The sequence below is a fragment of the Sphingopyxis sp. BSNA05 genome (genome assembly GCF_013265645.1).
Taxonomy (GTDB): Bacteria; Pseudomonadota; Alphaproteobacteria; order Sphingomonadales; family Sphingomonadaceae; genus Parasphingorhabdus.
This window is the reverse complement of sequence record NZ_PYIA01000104.1, coordinates 40,767-55,012: the sequence shown is the minus strand read 5'-3', so window position 1 is coordinate 55,012 and position 14,246 is coordinate 40,767. Positions and strand designations below refer to the sequence as shown.

Sequence of the window (14,246 nt, the reverse complement as noted above, 5' to 3'; positions counted from 1 at the left end):
GATTTGATGGTTTGAATAATTTTCAGTCCCAAGCTATGTTACAATAGGTTACACCCATTTTGTGGGGGCAGTTCTGCATCCATAGAATGTCGTCGCCCTTAGAATGATCCAGGGAAGGACATTAATCAACCTATGGACGATGCCTCCGCATTGCAATTATGTCTGGAACGCGACCGACTGTTGAGCGATCCCGATTTTGCTCGCTCGCCGAGCATGTGCAAATTGTTGCGGTTTCTGGTCGACTATAAATTGTCAGGCAACAGCGTCCCGCTGAAAAGCTATACAATCGCAACCGATGCGCTCGGCCGCGACGCGGATTTCGATACGCAGACAGACAGCTATCCGCGCGTCCAGATGGGACGCCTGCGCCGGATGCTCGACAATTTCTATTTGCGCAAGGGAGGGGAAAACCGCCTTTCTATCGCTCCCAATAAATATGAAATCATCCTGGAGCCCAATGTTACGCCCGCCGGCGATCAAGAAGATCTGATCGGTCGGGGCACAGATCCAGTTACCGGAAACAGCGGGCCGTCATGGCACTCCGAAGCGGAACTGCGCCCGCCAGCTCCAAGGCGGAACGACAGCCAGCGACCCTGGTACAAGGGGGTATCTGTCGCACTCGCCGTCTGCTTTTTGCTGGTCGCAATCGGCGCAGGAATATATTTTCTCTGGCCAGCCCAGAACGAGGACGAGATCGCCTATCCGAGAATTGCTCTCGATCTGCCCGACGGCGCTTCGGGCGTGCGCGCATCGCAACTATCCGAATCCGTCGGCAACCAACTGGTTCGTGGGCTGAACGGATTTGGCGGCATCCGGATATTCGATGCCCAGTCCGGCCAGCCGGAAAATTCCGACTATATACTGCGGCTGCGCTTCCTGGAGGCGACGGCAGACAGAATAGAATTGCGTCTGCTGGACGGGCAAAGTGGCGAGATATTATGGTCGAGGGAATTGAATACGGGGAATGATGAAGCTTCCGGCTGGAACTGGACAAGGCTATCATCGCGTTGGCGGGCCCCTATGGCGAAATTGCCCAGACAGAGATTTCCAGACTGGAGAATGACTATTCCGCCGGATATCCCTGTCTGCTCCAGTTCGATCTTTTCATTCGTTACCGCGAACAGATGAAGCGGAGACCGCTGCAAAAATGTCTGCAAGAATCGGTGGAGCGGTTCCCCAATGACGCCCATCTCTTGAGCGTGTCCGCCTTTGCTCGCAACATGTCGGAACGGTTTACCGAGGGCAGCGCCGCCAGGGGTGCGGGAATGCTGCTTGCCAGAAAAGCCGAAGCGCTTAACCAGAATAGCGCAGGCGCGAATTTCGCCGTGGCGCAGTCGGCTTTTTTGCCGGTGATTGCGCGACTGGTGTCGCCTGGGGCAAAAAAGCCGTCGCGCTGGACCCGCTGAACTCGCGGATAATCGGATATCTGGGGCTCTATATGATCGGCTGTGATTATCCGGAAGGTGAACAATATGCTGCCCGGGCCCTGGAACTGGATCCCAATGCCGATCTCTCGATTGCCGCGGCCGTTGCCCTGCAAATGCTGAAAAGAGGTGACGCGCGGGCCGCCCGCGAACTGACTTCGGAATATATGGCTTCCTCGCCGAGAAAGGATCCGGCGCTCGAACTGACCTATATGCTGGCTTCGGCGATGCTGGGTGAAAAGGACGAGGCGCGCCGCATCTGGAAAACGATGGCCACGGGCTATGGACTGACCGAGAATAGTTCGCCGCGCGAAGTGCTCGATCAATGGATTGACAATCCCACGCTGGTCACTGAAATCCTGACGGTCTTTGACCGCTCGGGAATCTTCAAGAAATAGCTGCGACCGGTCCACTCGCGAATATCTGATGTTGGCTGCAAGGCGCGCGGCTCGAAAGACGATAATTGCTGACGTTCGGAAGCGATGGTTCGCCGTTGATTTGTCATCAACCATTATCATCAATTTTGGCCAACCGAATTTGTCAATTATCTCTTTGCAGAAAGATATCGAAATTTCGTGATCGATTTGTTACTACCCCCAGCACGCCAAATTCGGAATATTTGGCAATCGTTCAGGGGAATAGTTCCCGTCGACAGGAGGGACGTAATGCTGGGGGTGTTATTGGAGTATTTTTCTTATTTTCTGGCATTATTCCTTGTTCTGGTGATTGCCTATATGGCCGTTCGACTGCGAAGTCTCCGCGTGGACTTGCAGGCCGCCCGGCTAGACCTTGAACGATGCCAGCTGACACTGGAAATATCCGAGGATGTCGGTCGCTTTGGATCCTGGCATCTGGATGCAAGATCAAATACTGTGAAATGGTCGGATTATGTTTTCGACATGCACGAGCGTCGCCATTCGCTGGGCCATCCGTTGCTCGAGAATGCCATCCATTATTATCATCCGGATGATCGTCCGATGGTGCAGGAAGCCGTCTCGCGGGCGCTGGACGAAGGTGTTGATTTCGAATTTCGCGCGCGCATATTGACCGAGAATGGCAATGACCTTCCGGTGCTCGCACGGGGCACATGCCAGATTGGCGGTGACGGGGCAGTGCTGGGGATTTTCGGCTGCTTTGTCGACCTGAGCACGCCGGAAGAACGAAAACTTAAATGATTTCGGTCATTTAATTGCGAACTACTCGCAACTATCCTATGAGATACGGGTATATAGGCCCACACCACACCGCTTGCAGCTGAATAGGTAACAGGAGTAAGTTACCGTATCAAATGGAGGAACCTTGCGAATTTTGACCGAAGCGGAGAAGCTTCAACTTTGTTTGGAGCGCGATCGGCTGCTGTGCAGTTCCGAATTTGCCCGCTCCCCTACTATGAGCAAGCTGCTCCGATTTCTTGTCGATCACAAGTTGCAGGAAGACGGGAAACCGCTGACAGCTTATGCCGTCGCCGTCGATGCGCTGGGCCGCGACGACAGTTTCGATACCCAGATTGACAGCTATCCGCGGGTCCAGATCAGCCGGTTGCGGCGGATGCTCGACCATTTTTATCTGCGCGAGAAAAGTGCCAACCGGCTCCATATCCCCTATCACCATTACGAGATCATCCTGGGATCCAACGAGGCCTCGGACAATGGCCCAGACTCCGCGGGACCCGAGAACCGACCGGTAGCAAAGCCGCCGATCGGACGCAGAGAGCGCGACCAGCCTTCTGCCACGCCAGATACGGAACAGGAAACTGCTACTGGATCTTTCTCCGAGCGCTTGGGGATCAGCCGCTTATATATCGTTGCGATCCTTGCGGCCTTACTGCTGCTGGCCGGCGGGGCATTATTCTATTTCCAGAAGAGCGAGGAAGAGCCGGAAGTCGCGATTGCCTATCCTGCCATCATAGTGAAGGCGACGGAAGGGATCGTCAATTCTTCCTCTCGCGCCACATTGGAAATTGTCCACAGTCATCTGATCGGAGCACTGGAAAAATTCGATCAGGTGCGGGTTTTGACGAGAATGCCGATCCGGAACACGCGTCCCAATATCTGCTCGAATCCTCCAGCCTGAACGACTCGGCCCAGCGCGTTCAGCTGCGGCTTGTGGACAGCGTCACCAGAGAAGTGATCTGGTCGAGCAGAATCGAGACCGCCAGCAGTGAGGAACGGGAAACCGGTCTTGACCAGGCGGTGATCAATATTGCCGGTCCCTATGGCAAGATCGCCCAGCACCAACTGTCCAAATATCGCGTCGATTTTTCGCCAGGCTATCCGTGCGTGCTGCAATTTCATCAATATATGCGCTATCGCGACGAAACGCTGCTGACACGGGTGTTGAAATGCATGAACGCCTCGGCCAAAAATTTCCTAACGATTCCTATTTGATGAGCGTGGTGGCGACGGCCAAAAACGTATCGGAGAAATTCGATCTTCCCGATGCGATCGAAGGGTCGCGCGAGGAATTCGCAACGCGGGCCGCGAAAATCGACAATAACAGTGCCTCAGCCACATTTGCAGTGGCGCAGAGCGCATTTTACGAGGGCGATTGCCGCAGGGGGCAATTGTGGGGAGAACGGGCTGTCGGCCTCAATCCTCTGAATTCCCGGATCATGGGCTATCTGGGCATGTATATGCTCGCCTGTGATATGCCCGAAGGAGAAGCCTATGCCATCAAGGCCTTGCAGATGGATTCCAACGCGGAGCTGGCCATCGCAGCGACGGTGGCGATGCAAAAACTGCGGCGGGGCGATGCCAAGGCTGCACAGGAATTGTCGACGAAATATCTCGATTCGATACCCGGCGCCGCTCTCGGACTGGAAATCAGCTATATATTGTCGTCCGCTATGCTGGGCGAAAAGGAAAATGCACGGCAAGTGTGGCGACAATTAGCGGAACGTTCCGGATTTTCCGAAACCGCCGAGCCGGGCGCCGTTCTGGGCAAATGGATCGCGGATCCGGATCTTCTTCGCAAACTCGAAGCCGATTTCAAAATCGCCGCACTATACTAGCGGACAGAGAATGACATTATGTGTCGCCTCTACCCAGACGGGACAGCTGGCAGGGCGTTGGGGCTGTCAGACGCTTTCCAGCGCCCGCTTGAGTGCCGCCAGCATCTTTTCACGGCCCTGATTGGTCGGCTGTTTCGACAGCTTTTCTTCAACCTCTTCACGCAGAGCGGCAAGCTTGGAAATCCAGTCGCGCGAAGCGGTCAAATCTGCCGCGTCGGGCCGGCCGGAAGTCAGCCGGACCGCAGCCTCGCCGGGCTGCAATTGCCAAGTCTCGCCGAGCTTCGGAACGATCGTGGCCGGCAGATCCGGGATGGCGCTCAGGCGTCGGCGAAACCGGCGAGGGCGCTCTGTTCTCCGTGAACCAGGAAAAGCGATCCTGTGACCGGTGTGCGATCTTTTATCCATTCGACCAGGCCGCTGCGGTCGGCATGGTTGGAATAGCCTTCAAGCGTCGCGACCTGCGCCTTCACGATGACATCATTGCCGGAAATCCGGACGCGCTTGGCGCCATCCCGCAACACCGCCCCCAGTGTTCCTGCAACCTGAAAGCCAGACAGCAACAGCCGGGACTGTCTTCGCGGCAGGTTGCGGATCAAATGATGTCTGATCCGGCCGCCCGTACACATGCCTGATCCGGCGATGATGACCACACCCGTCATCCGGTTCAGCTTTTTCGATTCCGCCACATTCTCGATGAAGCGTATGTTGGTCCTGTCCAGCATGCCGGTGCCGCTGTCGCGGTAGCGCATTACCGCCATCGTGACTTTCTGGGCCAGGGGAGAATCCAGAAATACATTTATCGGGGAAAGCCGCCCGGATTCAAAAAGGGCATCGAAATCCTCCAGTATCGCCTGTGTCCGTTCCAGCGCGAATGCCGGGATCAGAACATTACCACCCGCTGCAATTGCTTCCTCGACATGACGTGCGAGAGTTTCACGCCGTTCGCTGACCAATATGAGCTCGCGATCCCGATCACCATAAGTCGATTCACAGATGACATGATTATAGCCGCCGATTTCCGAGGCGGTGCAATTGATCGATCGCCCCGGGCCGATATCGCCGGAGAATAGCAGGCGCTGGCCTGCAATGTTGATTTCTATCGACGCCGATCCGACGATATGGCGGGCATCCCAGAACCGAAAGGAGACACCGTTGCCGAGGTTGTTTTCTTCGCAGTAGGAAACCGCACGGACATTCCTGTGCAGTTTCGCGATGTCCTTGCCATCATAAAGGGGCACAAATGGCGGTAGACCCGCCCTGTCGGCCCGGCGGTTGCGGCGCTCGGCGTCGGCGGCCTGCAACTTGGCCGCGTCCTGTAACAACGGCTTGATGATGTCGGCGCTGGGCGCGGTGCAATATGTTCTCGCCTTGCAGCCGCTGGCATAGAGATAGGCAAGCCTGCCACTATGATCGAGATGGGCATGCGTCAGCAGCACCGCATCGATTTCTGCCGGATCAAAAGGGAGCGGTTCATGGTTCAGCGCCTCGAGCGAACGGGTGCCCTGAAACATGCCGCAATCGACCAACAGGGTCTTGCCCGCACCTCTGACTTCGAAACAGGAACCGGTGACAGTCCCCGCGGCACCGTGAAATCTGATCGTGACACCGCTCATAATGACATCCTTCCGGAAACTAAGCTTCCCGGATCAATGCGTCACGACCAGCGGAACCGGGCAATCCCAGAACAGGTTGCGGGTAACGCCGCCGAACAGGAATTCGCGGGCCCGGCTATGACCATAAGCCCCCATCACCATATAGCTGGCGTTCAGCGTATCGATGGTGGACAGCAATATGGCATGAACCGAGGATTTGTCGGCGGCAAGTTCGTGGATTTGCGACTTGATACCATGTCTGGAGAGATATTCCGACGCCTCCAGCGGGGGCAGGTCGTGATGCTTTTCTTCCTCGACCACAACGATGTGCACATCGCTGGCCAGCTTGAGCAGCGGCACGGCGGCCCGCAGCGCATTGCCCGCTTCGAAGCTGCCGTTCCAGGCGACGATCGCCGGGCCGGCTGCGTCGAATTTCTTGACGCTGTCCGGCTGGACGACGACCGGAACACTGGTGTTGAAAATCACGTCACCCAGCAAGCCGAGGGGCAGTGTATTGTCCTTTATTCCGCTGCACGAACTGAGCACGATCAGGTCGGTCAATGCGGAATTGCGTGCAAGGCCGCGGGCCGGTTCCGCATTGGCTTCCTGATAATCCCAAGGCACGTCTTCGCCTGTCAGACGTTTCTCCATTTCCGTTTTCAGCAGCAAATCCGCTTCGCTGGTATATTTGCTGATATCGTACATGACCGACATCCCGGTAACGCCGTCAAATGCCATTTGCGGCCGGTAAGGATCAGGGCGCAGACAATGAAGATGTCCCTCCAGCGCGCGCGTGAGATCCAGTGCCGCCTGATAGCGGGCGTCGAGCCCGGAATCGTCGTTGATATAAAGAAGCACGGATTTCATCTTGTCTCTCCTTCGTTGAACATCTTGCCGGTAGTGGCTTGGAGGAGCCCTTGCTCTCCTGAAACCGGTCTTGTTGCGAATGCAGGAAACATATTGGCCAAGCCATCCGTAGTGTTACCTAGCGGCGGCATGAAATTCCTCGCCGAGATATAATCTGCGCACGAGGCGGTTCTCCAGCATGGCTTCCGGGGTCCCGTCAAAGACGATCCGTCCTTCATGCAAAACATAGACGCGGTCCAGAATGTCGACCATCTCGCGCACATTCTGGTCGGTGATCAATATGCCGACATCATGGCTTTCCAGATTGGCAATCATTGCCTTGATGTCCCGGACAGACATTGGATCAATGCCCGCGAAGGGCTCGTCAAACAGCATGATTGCCGGACTGGCCGCCATCGCCCGGGCGATCTCGCAGCGGCGTCTCTCGCCACCCGAAAGCGCTCGTGCGGGGACATGACGGACATAGGCTATATGGAATTCATCCAGCAGTTCATTCAGCTTCCGCGCTCTTGCCTCCGGATCCTGCACGAACAGTTCGAGCACGGTCATGATATTCTGTTCGACTGTCAGCCCGCGGAAAATCGAGGCTTCCTGTGGCAAATAACCCAGGCCACGAAGCGCACGCCGATCGAGTGACAGCCGGGTTATATCTTCACCATGGAGAAATATATGACCGGAATTTACCCGCAACAGCCCGAGGATCGAATAGAAAGTCACGGTCTTGCCAGCCCCGTCCCGACCGAGCAAACCGACCACCTCGGAAGGCCTGACCTCGATCGAAACGTCGGTCAGCACCTGTTTTCTGCCAAATTTCTTGCTGATCGAGACGACCGAAAGTCCGCCACTCTCAAGCGAGGGTGTTTCGGCGGAATGTGGCAAAGTGGGTAGGATGATATGCTTCAATGGCTCGCATTGCCCCGGGTTGGAAAGCAGCTATGGTAATTGCCGAAGGATGGCGGCCATATCAGGGAGTGTACGTATCTTTTCCCGTGCTGACTGACACGCAACTGGAGAAATGGATGATGGCCTGCATATCCGTCCGGATCTTAGAGACCGTTGGCCAACTCGTCCCTGAATTTCGGATGGGCTAGGCCGATCAGCGCTTCGGCCCGCTGGTTCAGCGATTTGCCCTTCAGGTCTACCGAACCATATTCGGTTACCACGATATGGGTGTCGTTGCGCGGGGTGGTCACCGGCCCATCCAGCCGGGGCACGATGCGGGAAACTGTGCCGTTCCGGGCAGTCGACTGGCAGGCAATGATCGACTTGCCGCCTTTCGACGCGGTCGCCCCGCGGACAAAGTCGAGCTGCCCGCCGGAACCGCTATATTGTCGTCCCATCAGATGTTCCGAATTGCACGCGCCGCCAAGATCGATCTGCAGCGTAGCGTTGACCGAAACGACATTTCTGTTTTTGCGATATGGCGGGGATCGTTGACGATATTGACCGGCGCGCTGTGCATGGCAGGATTGTCGTCGAGAAAGTCATAAAATGGCCTGTCGCCCATGGCGAAGGTGAACACGCTGCGGCCTCGATAGGTGGTCTTGGCCTGATTGGTAACCGCGCCGCACTGGATCAGGCCGGCGAGGGCGGGGGTCATCAACTCTGTATGGATACCCATATCCCGCCGGTCTCGCAGCAAGGCACAAACCGCGCCCGGCAGCGCGCCAATGCCCATTTGCAGACAGGCCCGGTCGTCGATCATGTCGGCGATGATCGCGGCGACCTGTGCTTCCTCCAGAGATGTTTCGGGCGCTTGAACCTCGACTATCGGCATTGTGTTTTCGACGATCGCATCGACTTCGGAAACATGAAGCAGCGAGGCGCCGAACACGCGCGGCATGTAGGGATTGACCTCGACCACCAGCTTTTTCGCGTTACGCGCAGCGGCGGTGGAATAATCGTTGCTCGTTCCGAAGGTAAACCAGCCATGTTTGTCCATCGGCGATACGGTGGTCACAAACAGGTCTAGCGAGACTTCTTTTTCGAAAAGCCGCGGGGAATCGCTGAAAGCGACCGGAACAAATTCGACGGGGCTGTTGGTGCCGGGTTTCTGCGCGCCCAGCAATTTGCGTTCGATCGCGCTCAGAAACATGCAGCGCGGACGAATGCGGCCGAGCAGATCCGGTCGCAGCACCGTCTCGGCGGCGTGGTCCATCGAATGAAAATACCACAATTTGATATCGTCGATATCTCCCTGTTCCGCGAGATCGGCAAGCGCGCCCAGCAGGGCCGGCGGTTCTGCGGTCGCCATGCCCATCGCCATATGTGCACCGGGCTGCAATCCCCGTACAGCATCGCCGGCGCTCATGAGCCGGGAGCGATATTCGTCAGCATGGGTCATGGCTGGAGTTCCGGGTGCGAAAAATCGACGCCAGAAGAACCGGCCCGCCCTGCCGGAGAAAACAAGGCGCGGACTGGGGAGCCGCTGCCCTCAAACTTCATGCTTGGCGAGCATTTTAGCGAGCGGTTCGGCTGCATCCGGTCCAAAGTCCTTCGGGATTTCTGCGAGCAATCGCGCGCTGGTTTCCGGCCCCAGATGTTTCCGGATGACGCCCAGGGCGCGCGGCGCGGCGACCAGTATGACGCCTTCTTTCGATCCCGACATGATCTGTTCGATTCTTTGCGTTATATCGGTCACGAACCGGTCTTCTTCCTGCTGTTGCAGATCGGTCTGTTCATGGGCTCCGCGGTTGGGAGACTTGCTCTGAAAACTGCGCCCCGGTCTGTCGGTACCAAGTTCCGAAGTGCGCAACGAAGGATTTTTATGTTCCTCGATCAGTTCCAGCACCGGTTCGAAGGCTTCCCCGATATTCTTGAACATTGTCATCCGCGACCCGTCCACGGCGATCACCCTGCTATCCTTGCGCACCAGCATTTCATTCTCCCGTCAGCTTATTGACTGAAGACTGTCTAGGAGGCGCTCTTGTTGGCGGCGATAGGTATTGTTACGGACCGGTCTTACGAACAATTACGTAAAGACAATCCGGCCATAGTCTCCGAAAATCGCATGGATTCGGCCGCATTTGCGGCGCCATCAGGAGGACCGACCATGAGGGATCACCCGAATATCATCAAAGCTGTGGCGAATACAGGCGCGTTGCTCTTGACCCTGTTGCTGCTCGCCTGTGCGACCGCGACCCTTATCAGCCTCAAATCGCGGGACAGCGGGTCTCCGGCGGTTATTCAGAAGATCGTATCGACGACAACCATTATCGTGTCAGATTTGCCGGCAATACGCTGACTTCGCGCGATACGGTGGAGGGCTATCTCCTGTACCGGGCCGCGGAGCTCACGGTCCAGAGTGGCTATGACTGGTTCCGGATAACCGACCATACAACCGAAACCGACCGGCACACCTATGTCGAGCATTTCCCCCGCTACGAGCCCTATTACGGGTCTCTCTATCTGAACTGGCGTCCGCACTGGCGCTATTATCGCAGCGGCGTCTGGTCGACCTGGCATCCCTATGGCCGCGATCCATTCTGGTCCTTTGACACGGATGTGCGGACAGTAGAGCGGTTCGAAGCCGAAGCGGACATCTTGATGCGCCGGGGGCCGATGCCCGCCAACGCAGCGCGCGCTTTTGATGCCCGCAAGGTTATGGCCGACCTCGGACCTTCGATCAAATGGCCTGAAGAGAAATAAAAACCGCGAGCCGCTGATCGCGCGAGAACGACGTGCAGACGATAAACGCGAATGGGTCGGCTGTAATTTTGCCGGGCCTGTACCGCTAGCGTCAGAGAATTTTCTGCTGCCGGGCTAGACGGTGGGGCTTGCTAGGTGGTCGTTAGACCTTGTCGGCATAAAGCAGCCGGCCGGGTCCCAGACGCTCCAATATGACCGGGAGATCGCTTTCGGAAAAGGCAAAGCACCCCTGACTGCGGCCCAGCTTGCCGTGGGACTCTACCATTTCCGGTTCCGCATACCAGGCACCGTGGATCACGATAGCGCGCGGTTCGGCCATATTGTTGGTCGGGTCGAGACCCTTCAGCCGACGGGATGTGCCATGTTTGCCAACATAGCTTTCACTGGTCATATAGCTGCCGCCGGAAGAGGCTTCGGATCCCGGAATATTGGAAAATTCCTGCAGCCAGCCCGTATGCCTCGGGTCGGAACCCTTGCCATGGGCCACCAGAAAGGACTGGATATTGCCGCTTGCCATGTCGACAATGTGGAAACGTTCCTTGGCGGAGTGCAGAGAATAGTCGGCAATTCCGATCCTGTCGGTGTGCAATAATGATGATTGATGCGCGACCATCGCCGCCTTGGCGCGTTCGATCAGCGTCAGAGGGCCGGCACGGGGAGAGATTTCTCGAGCGGCCGGTAGTGGCGTCTCAATCTTGCTGGCGGCCTGCGACCGGGTACTCAGCCCATATGCGGCGCCGGTAATGCCAACCAGGCTGGCGGTAATAAAATGTCGTCTGTTCATCCTCTGTGCATAGCATATTTTTCCTGTACCCAGGATTAAGTATCAATACTTATTGTTACACTCGCCAATAGGCTGGAGAGGGAACATCATGAGAATATTTAAAGCAATTCTGGGCGGATTTCTGCTTTCTGCCACGGCCATGGCGCAGACCGTCGGCCAGCAAACGGAGGGCGGGAGTGATCACCTGATCTGGACCGAACCGCAAATCGCCCAACTGCAGCAGCTGGTTGATGCGCGTGCTTCTGACGGGCTGGAAAACTGTACCATTAGCGATTTCAGTCAGCCAAATTCGGCCACTGATCCCTATCGGCGGTCGCGGCTTGCTACGATCGCGGCCAATGAGCTGATGCGGGCCTATCTTGAAGGATGTGCTCCCGCTTCGGCCCGGGTGAGGTGGCGCATCCGTAGCGATGACCGTCTCATCGACACGCAGCAACTGCTGATGAAAGCGCTGCTTCGCGACGATCTGACCAGCTATTTCGACGCCCTTCGTCCGCGCAGCCCGCATTACGAGGCGCTGCGCGCGGCCTATGTGACCGAAATTGACGCGGAAAAGCGTGCGACATTGGCGGTGAATATGGAACGCTGGCGCTGGATGCGGTTGGTTATGGGCGAGAAATATCTGCTGGTAAATGCCGCCAGTTTCGAAGTCACCCTTTGGGAAAATAACCGGAAGCTCAAAAGCTGGCCGGTCATTGTGGGTAAGACCAAATCCCCGACGCCGGTTTTGAAGCCACGGTCAGCGGCGTGATCCTCAATCCCTGGTGGGAAATTCCGACATCAATTGTTGCTGAGGGTATCGGGTCTCTGGTGCTCAACAATCCGGCTGCAGCGCGGCGCAAAGGCTATGTCGTCCAGAATGGCCGCTATCGCCAGCGCCCCGGACCGGGCAATGCGCTCGGGCAGATGAAGCTGGTGATGCCCAATCCCTACAGCGTCTATCTGCACGACACTCCGAACAAGAATCTGTTTTCGGAACCGGTGCGTACCTTCAGCCACGGCTGTATCCGGGTGGGGGGTGCTATCGATCTGGACAAGACCCTGCTCGAGGGAGTCGTGACGCCAGAGCAGATTGACGAAATATTGGCGAGCCGGGAAACGACCCGATTGTCGCTTGCCAAGGCGATCCCGATCTACATTGCCTATTTTACCGCGGAAGGAGCGGACGACGGCAGTATCCGCTATTTTCCCGATGTCTATAAACGGGATGATTTGAAGCTGGCACAGAGCGAACCCCGCATGGATTGCGCTGCATAGCGATATGGAGCGTGACGTTGAAAATCTTCCCTCCGTTATAATTTGGCAAAAGATCTCCCGGCCCGAATGACGATGGCCTGATCGGGACCCCGCCGCCGCACTCCGGGCAGGGTCCGAGGCCATTGGGTTGATCAGACCGACGCAAGGCGCCGGAGGTAACCCGTCTATTGCCAGGAGCGGGACGACCAAACCGCATCCCGTCCTCATCTGGATAACCGTCTTTGTCATCTTTCTACCTGCGCTTGTAACAAGCCTATGGCGCGCCGCTGTCCTATCCGATGTTCATATCCAATGAATTGACAGGGGGCCTGAATGCGCTTTTCCAAAACCGTCGCGATATCCACCATCGCCTTGCACAGCTGCTTGATCGCGCTCGCTTCTGCGCCGGCTGCGGCGCAAAGCGATCCGCTTGTTCACAATGCCATGCAGCAGCTGGGCGCAGGGCAGGCCGAAGCGGCCTATTCTGCACTGAAAGTTCAGGAAGGCGATCGCGCCGGAGAGCCGGATTATGATCTTGCGCTCGGTCTGGCGGCGCTGGAAAGCGGGCGCCCAGGGGAAGCGATTATCGCTTTTCAGCGGATATTGGCGCAGCAGCCGGACCATGCACGTGCTCAAGCCGAGCTTGCCCGTGCTTATGCTGTGGCCGGCGATATCGATACCGCGCGCGCGGAATTCGCAACCGTCCGCGGCGATCCTTCCATTCCCGACCCGGTCCGCAACCGCATCGATGGCCTGGTCCGGACACTGGATCAGCAGATCGCCGGCGGCCCTTCGGAAATTACCGGCTATCTCGATGTGGAAGGCGGCTATGACAGCAATATCAACACCGCGACCGACGCGATTTCAATTACTTTGCCGCTGTTCGCCTTTCTCGGTCCCGCGACGCTGAACGGCGCTGCGCGCGAACAGGATGCCGGATTTTACCAGATTCTGGGGGGCTGTCCGGTTCCACTCCGTTGAGCCGGCAGACGCGGCTGTTCGGTTCGATACTCGGCAACTGGCGTGACAATGTCGACACGCGGTTTGTCGACCAGGCGTCGGCCGTCGGCACGGTCGGTATTGCCCACAGCCTTGCCAATGGTGATGTGGTGTCCCTGTCCGGGCAGGGGCAGAGATTCTGGCTCGGCCATCGCGGTTACCGCACCAGCGTCGGCGGCGACCTGCGCTATACCAAGCGCCTGTCGAACGATCGTGCTCTGTCGGTCAGCGGGCAATATTTCCGGCTCAACTACGACGGCAATCCGCTGCAGGACGCCGAGCGTTTTTCCGGCAGCATCACCTATGCCGATGACAGTCTCTACGGCGGTATTGGCGGCGGCAAGGAAGAAACCCGTCGCGCCGGAGCGGACCAGCTCAGCTATGGCTTCGTCAACGCACAGCTCGGCGGAGAGTTTGATCTCGGCGAAAAGGCTGCGATTATTATCGGAGCAAGTGTCGAGCATCGGGATTATGACGCCAGCGATCCGCTCTTTCTGAAGGGCCGCCAGGATATGCAATATGATGCATCGCTGGGTGTCCGCTACAAATTTACCGACAGTCTGAGCGTCCGTCCTCGCGTCACCTACACGCGCAACGACAGCAATATCGGCCTGTACGACTATGACCGCTGGACCGCCTCCGTCGGCGTTCGGCTGAGCTTCTAACTTCAAAAGAATTTTCTGGGA

General features: G+C 57.1%; 21 protein-coding genes. 13 read left to right on the top strand and 8 right to left on the bottom strand.

Annotated elements, in window-relative coordinates:
- Positions 1–132: 132 nt before the first annotated feature.
- The 7 genes from C8024_RS12555 to C8024_RS12525 all read left to right on the top strand — a co-directional run bounded on the left by C8024_RS12555 (position 133) and on the right by C8024_RS12525 (position 4,434).
- On the top strand, positions 133–1,128 hold the full coding sequence (locus C8024_RS12555; RefSeq protein ID WP_173205702.1) for a hypothetical protein: 996 nt from the start codon (positions 133–135) through the stop codon (positions 1,126–1,128).
- Complete coding sequence (locus tag C8024_RS12550; protein ID WP_173205699.1) at positions 1,125–1,406, top strand: hypothetical protein; 282 nt, start codon at positions 1,125–1,127, stop codon at positions 1,404–1,406. The genes C8024_RS12555 and C8024_RS12550 overlap by 4 nt, the downstream gene beginning before the upstream one ends.
- Before the next feature lie 32 nt (positions 1,407–1,438).
- The gene (locus tag C8024_RS12545; protein WP_173205697.1) at positions 1,439–1,822 is read left to right on the top strand and encodes a hypothetical protein; all 384 of its coding nucleotides are present in this window, start codon (positions 1,439–1,441) and stop codon (positions 1,820–1,822) included.
- Between the two features lie 267 nt (positions 1,823–2,089).
- Entirely contained in the window at positions 2,090–2,599 is a 510-nt protein-coding gene (locus tag C8024_RS12540) for a PAS domain-containing protein (protein ID WP_100094408.1), read from the top strand.
- Between the two features lie 214 nt (positions 2,600–2,813).
- On the top strand, positions 2,814–3,497 hold the full coding sequence (locus C8024_RS12535; protein WP_173205695.1) for a hypothetical protein: 684 nt from the start codon (positions 2,814–2,816) through the stop codon (positions 3,495–3,497).
- Positions 3,498–3,529: 32 nt separating this feature from the next.
- Entirely contained in the window at positions 3,530–3,811 is a 282-nt protein-coding gene (locus C8024_RS12530) for a hypothetical protein (RefSeq protein ID WP_173205693.1), read from the top strand.
- Positions 3,811–4,434 (top strand): hypothetical protein, encoded by a 624-nt coding sequence (locus C8024_RS12525; RefSeq protein WP_173205690.1) that lies wholly within the window; start codon positions 3,811–3,813, stop codon positions 4,432–4,434. Before C8024_RS12530 ends, C8024_RS12525 begins: the two co-directional genes overlap by 1 nt.
- A 66-nt stretch (positions 4,435–4,500) precedes the next feature.
- On the opposite strand, the gene C8024_RS12520 is transcribed toward C8024_RS12525, so the two are convergent.
- The 7 genes from C8024_RS12520 to C8024_RS12495 form a co-directional block, all read right to left on the bottom strand.
- Positions 4,501–4,695, bottom strand: coding sequence for a hypothetical protein (locus tag C8024_RS12520; protein ID WP_173205688.1), 195 nt, complete (start codon positions 4,693–4,695; stop codon positions 4,501–4,503).
- Between the two features lie 56 nt (positions 4,696–4,751).
- Complete coding sequence (locus tag C8024_RS12515; RefSeq protein ID WP_173205686.1) at positions 4,752–6,047, bottom strand: MBL fold metallo-hydrolase; 1,296 nt, start codon at positions 6,045–6,047, stop codon at positions 4,752–4,754.
- Between the two features lie 33 nt (positions 6,048–6,080).
- Entirely contained in the window at positions 6,081–6,893 is an 813-nt protein-coding gene (locus C8024_RS12510) for a universal stress protein (RefSeq protein ID WP_100094411.1), read from the bottom strand.
- Positions 6,894–7,007: 114 nt separating this feature from the next.
- The gene (gene lptB, locus C8024_RS12505) at positions 7,008–7,796 is read right to left on the bottom strand and encodes an LPS export ABC transporter ATP-binding protein (RefSeq protein ID WP_217272180.1); all 789 of its coding nucleotides are present in this window, start codon (positions 7,794–7,796) and stop codon (positions 7,008–7,010) included.
- A 143-nt stretch (positions 7,797–7,939) separates the two neighbouring features.
- Positions 7,940–8,275: an acetyl-CoA hydrolase/transferase C-terminal domain-containing protein gene (locus C8024_RS22595; protein WP_367947325.1), complete on the bottom strand. Its 336-nt coding sequence runs from the start codon at positions 8,273–8,275 to the stop codon at positions 7,940–7,942.
- Positions 8,233–9,237 (bottom strand): acetyl-CoA hydrolase/transferase family protein, encoded by a 1,005-nt coding sequence (locus tag C8024_RS22590; RefSeq protein ID WP_367947315.1) that lies wholly within the window; start codon positions 9,235–9,237, stop codon positions 8,233–8,235. The genes C8024_RS22595 and C8024_RS22590 overlap by 43 nt, the downstream gene beginning before the upstream one ends.
- A 90-nt stretch (positions 9,238–9,327) precedes the next feature.
- Complete coding sequence (locus C8024_RS12495; protein ID WP_100094413.1) at positions 9,328–9,771, bottom strand: host attachment protein; 444 nt, start codon at positions 9,769–9,771, stop codon at positions 9,328–9,330.
- 48 nt (positions 9,772–9,819) lie between these two features.
- Between C8024_RS12495 and C8024_RS20305 the strand changes: the two genes are divergently transcribed.
- Together C8024_RS20305 and C8024_RS12490 are read left to right on the top strand one after the other, a co-directional pair.
- Positions 9,820–10,137, top strand: coding sequence for a hypothetical protein (locus tag C8024_RS20305; RefSeq protein ID WP_217272179.1), 318 nt, complete (start codon positions 9,820–9,822; stop codon positions 10,135–10,137).
- A 14-nt stretch (positions 10,138–10,151) separates the two neighbouring features.
- The gene (locus tag C8024_RS12490) at positions 10,152–10,541 is read left to right on the top strand and encodes a hypothetical protein (RefSeq protein WP_217272178.1); all 390 of its coding nucleotides are present in this window, start codon (positions 10,152–10,154) and stop codon (positions 10,539–10,541) included.
- A gap of 142 nt (positions 10,542–10,683) precedes the next feature.
- Here the strand turns inward: C8024_RS12490 and C8024_RS12485 are convergent, their stop codons facing one another.
- A complete protein-coding gene (locus tag C8024_RS12485; protein ID WP_173205683.1) occupies positions 10,684–11,325 on the bottom strand; it encodes a murein L,D-transpeptidase catalytic domain family protein in 642 nt (213 codons plus the stop codon).
- 88 nt (positions 11,326–11,413) lie between these two features.
- Between C8024_RS12485 and C8024_RS12480 the strand changes: the two genes are divergently transcribed.
- The 4 genes from C8024_RS12480 (at position 11,414) to C8024_RS12465 (ending at position 14,225) form a co-directional block, all read left to right on the top strand.
- Positions 11,414–12,076 (top strand): hypothetical protein, encoded by a 663-nt coding sequence (locus C8024_RS12480; RefSeq protein ID WP_173205680.1) that lies wholly within the window; start codon positions 11,414–11,416, stop codon positions 12,074–12,076.
- Positions 12,073–12,582, top strand: coding sequence for a L,D-transpeptidase family protein (locus C8024_RS12475; RefSeq protein ID WP_173205677.1), 510 nt, complete (start codon positions 12,073–12,075; stop codon positions 12,580–12,582). The genes C8024_RS12480 and C8024_RS12475 overlap by 4 nt, the downstream gene beginning before the upstream one ends.
- A 312-nt stretch (positions 12,583–12,894) precedes the next feature.
- Positions 12,895–13,542 (top strand): tetratricopeptide repeat protein, encoded by a 648-nt coding sequence (locus C8024_RS12470; protein WP_173205675.1) that lies wholly within the window; start codon positions 12,895–12,897, stop codon positions 13,540–13,542.
- Positions 13,539–14,225 (top strand): surface lipoprotein assembly modifier, encoded by a 687-nt coding sequence (locus C8024_RS12465; protein WP_173205672.1) that lies wholly within the window; start codon positions 13,539–13,541, stop codon positions 14,223–14,225. Before C8024_RS12470 ends, C8024_RS12465 begins: the two co-directional genes overlap by 4 nt.
- The last annotated feature ends 21 nt before the right edge of the window (positions 14,226–14,246 follow it).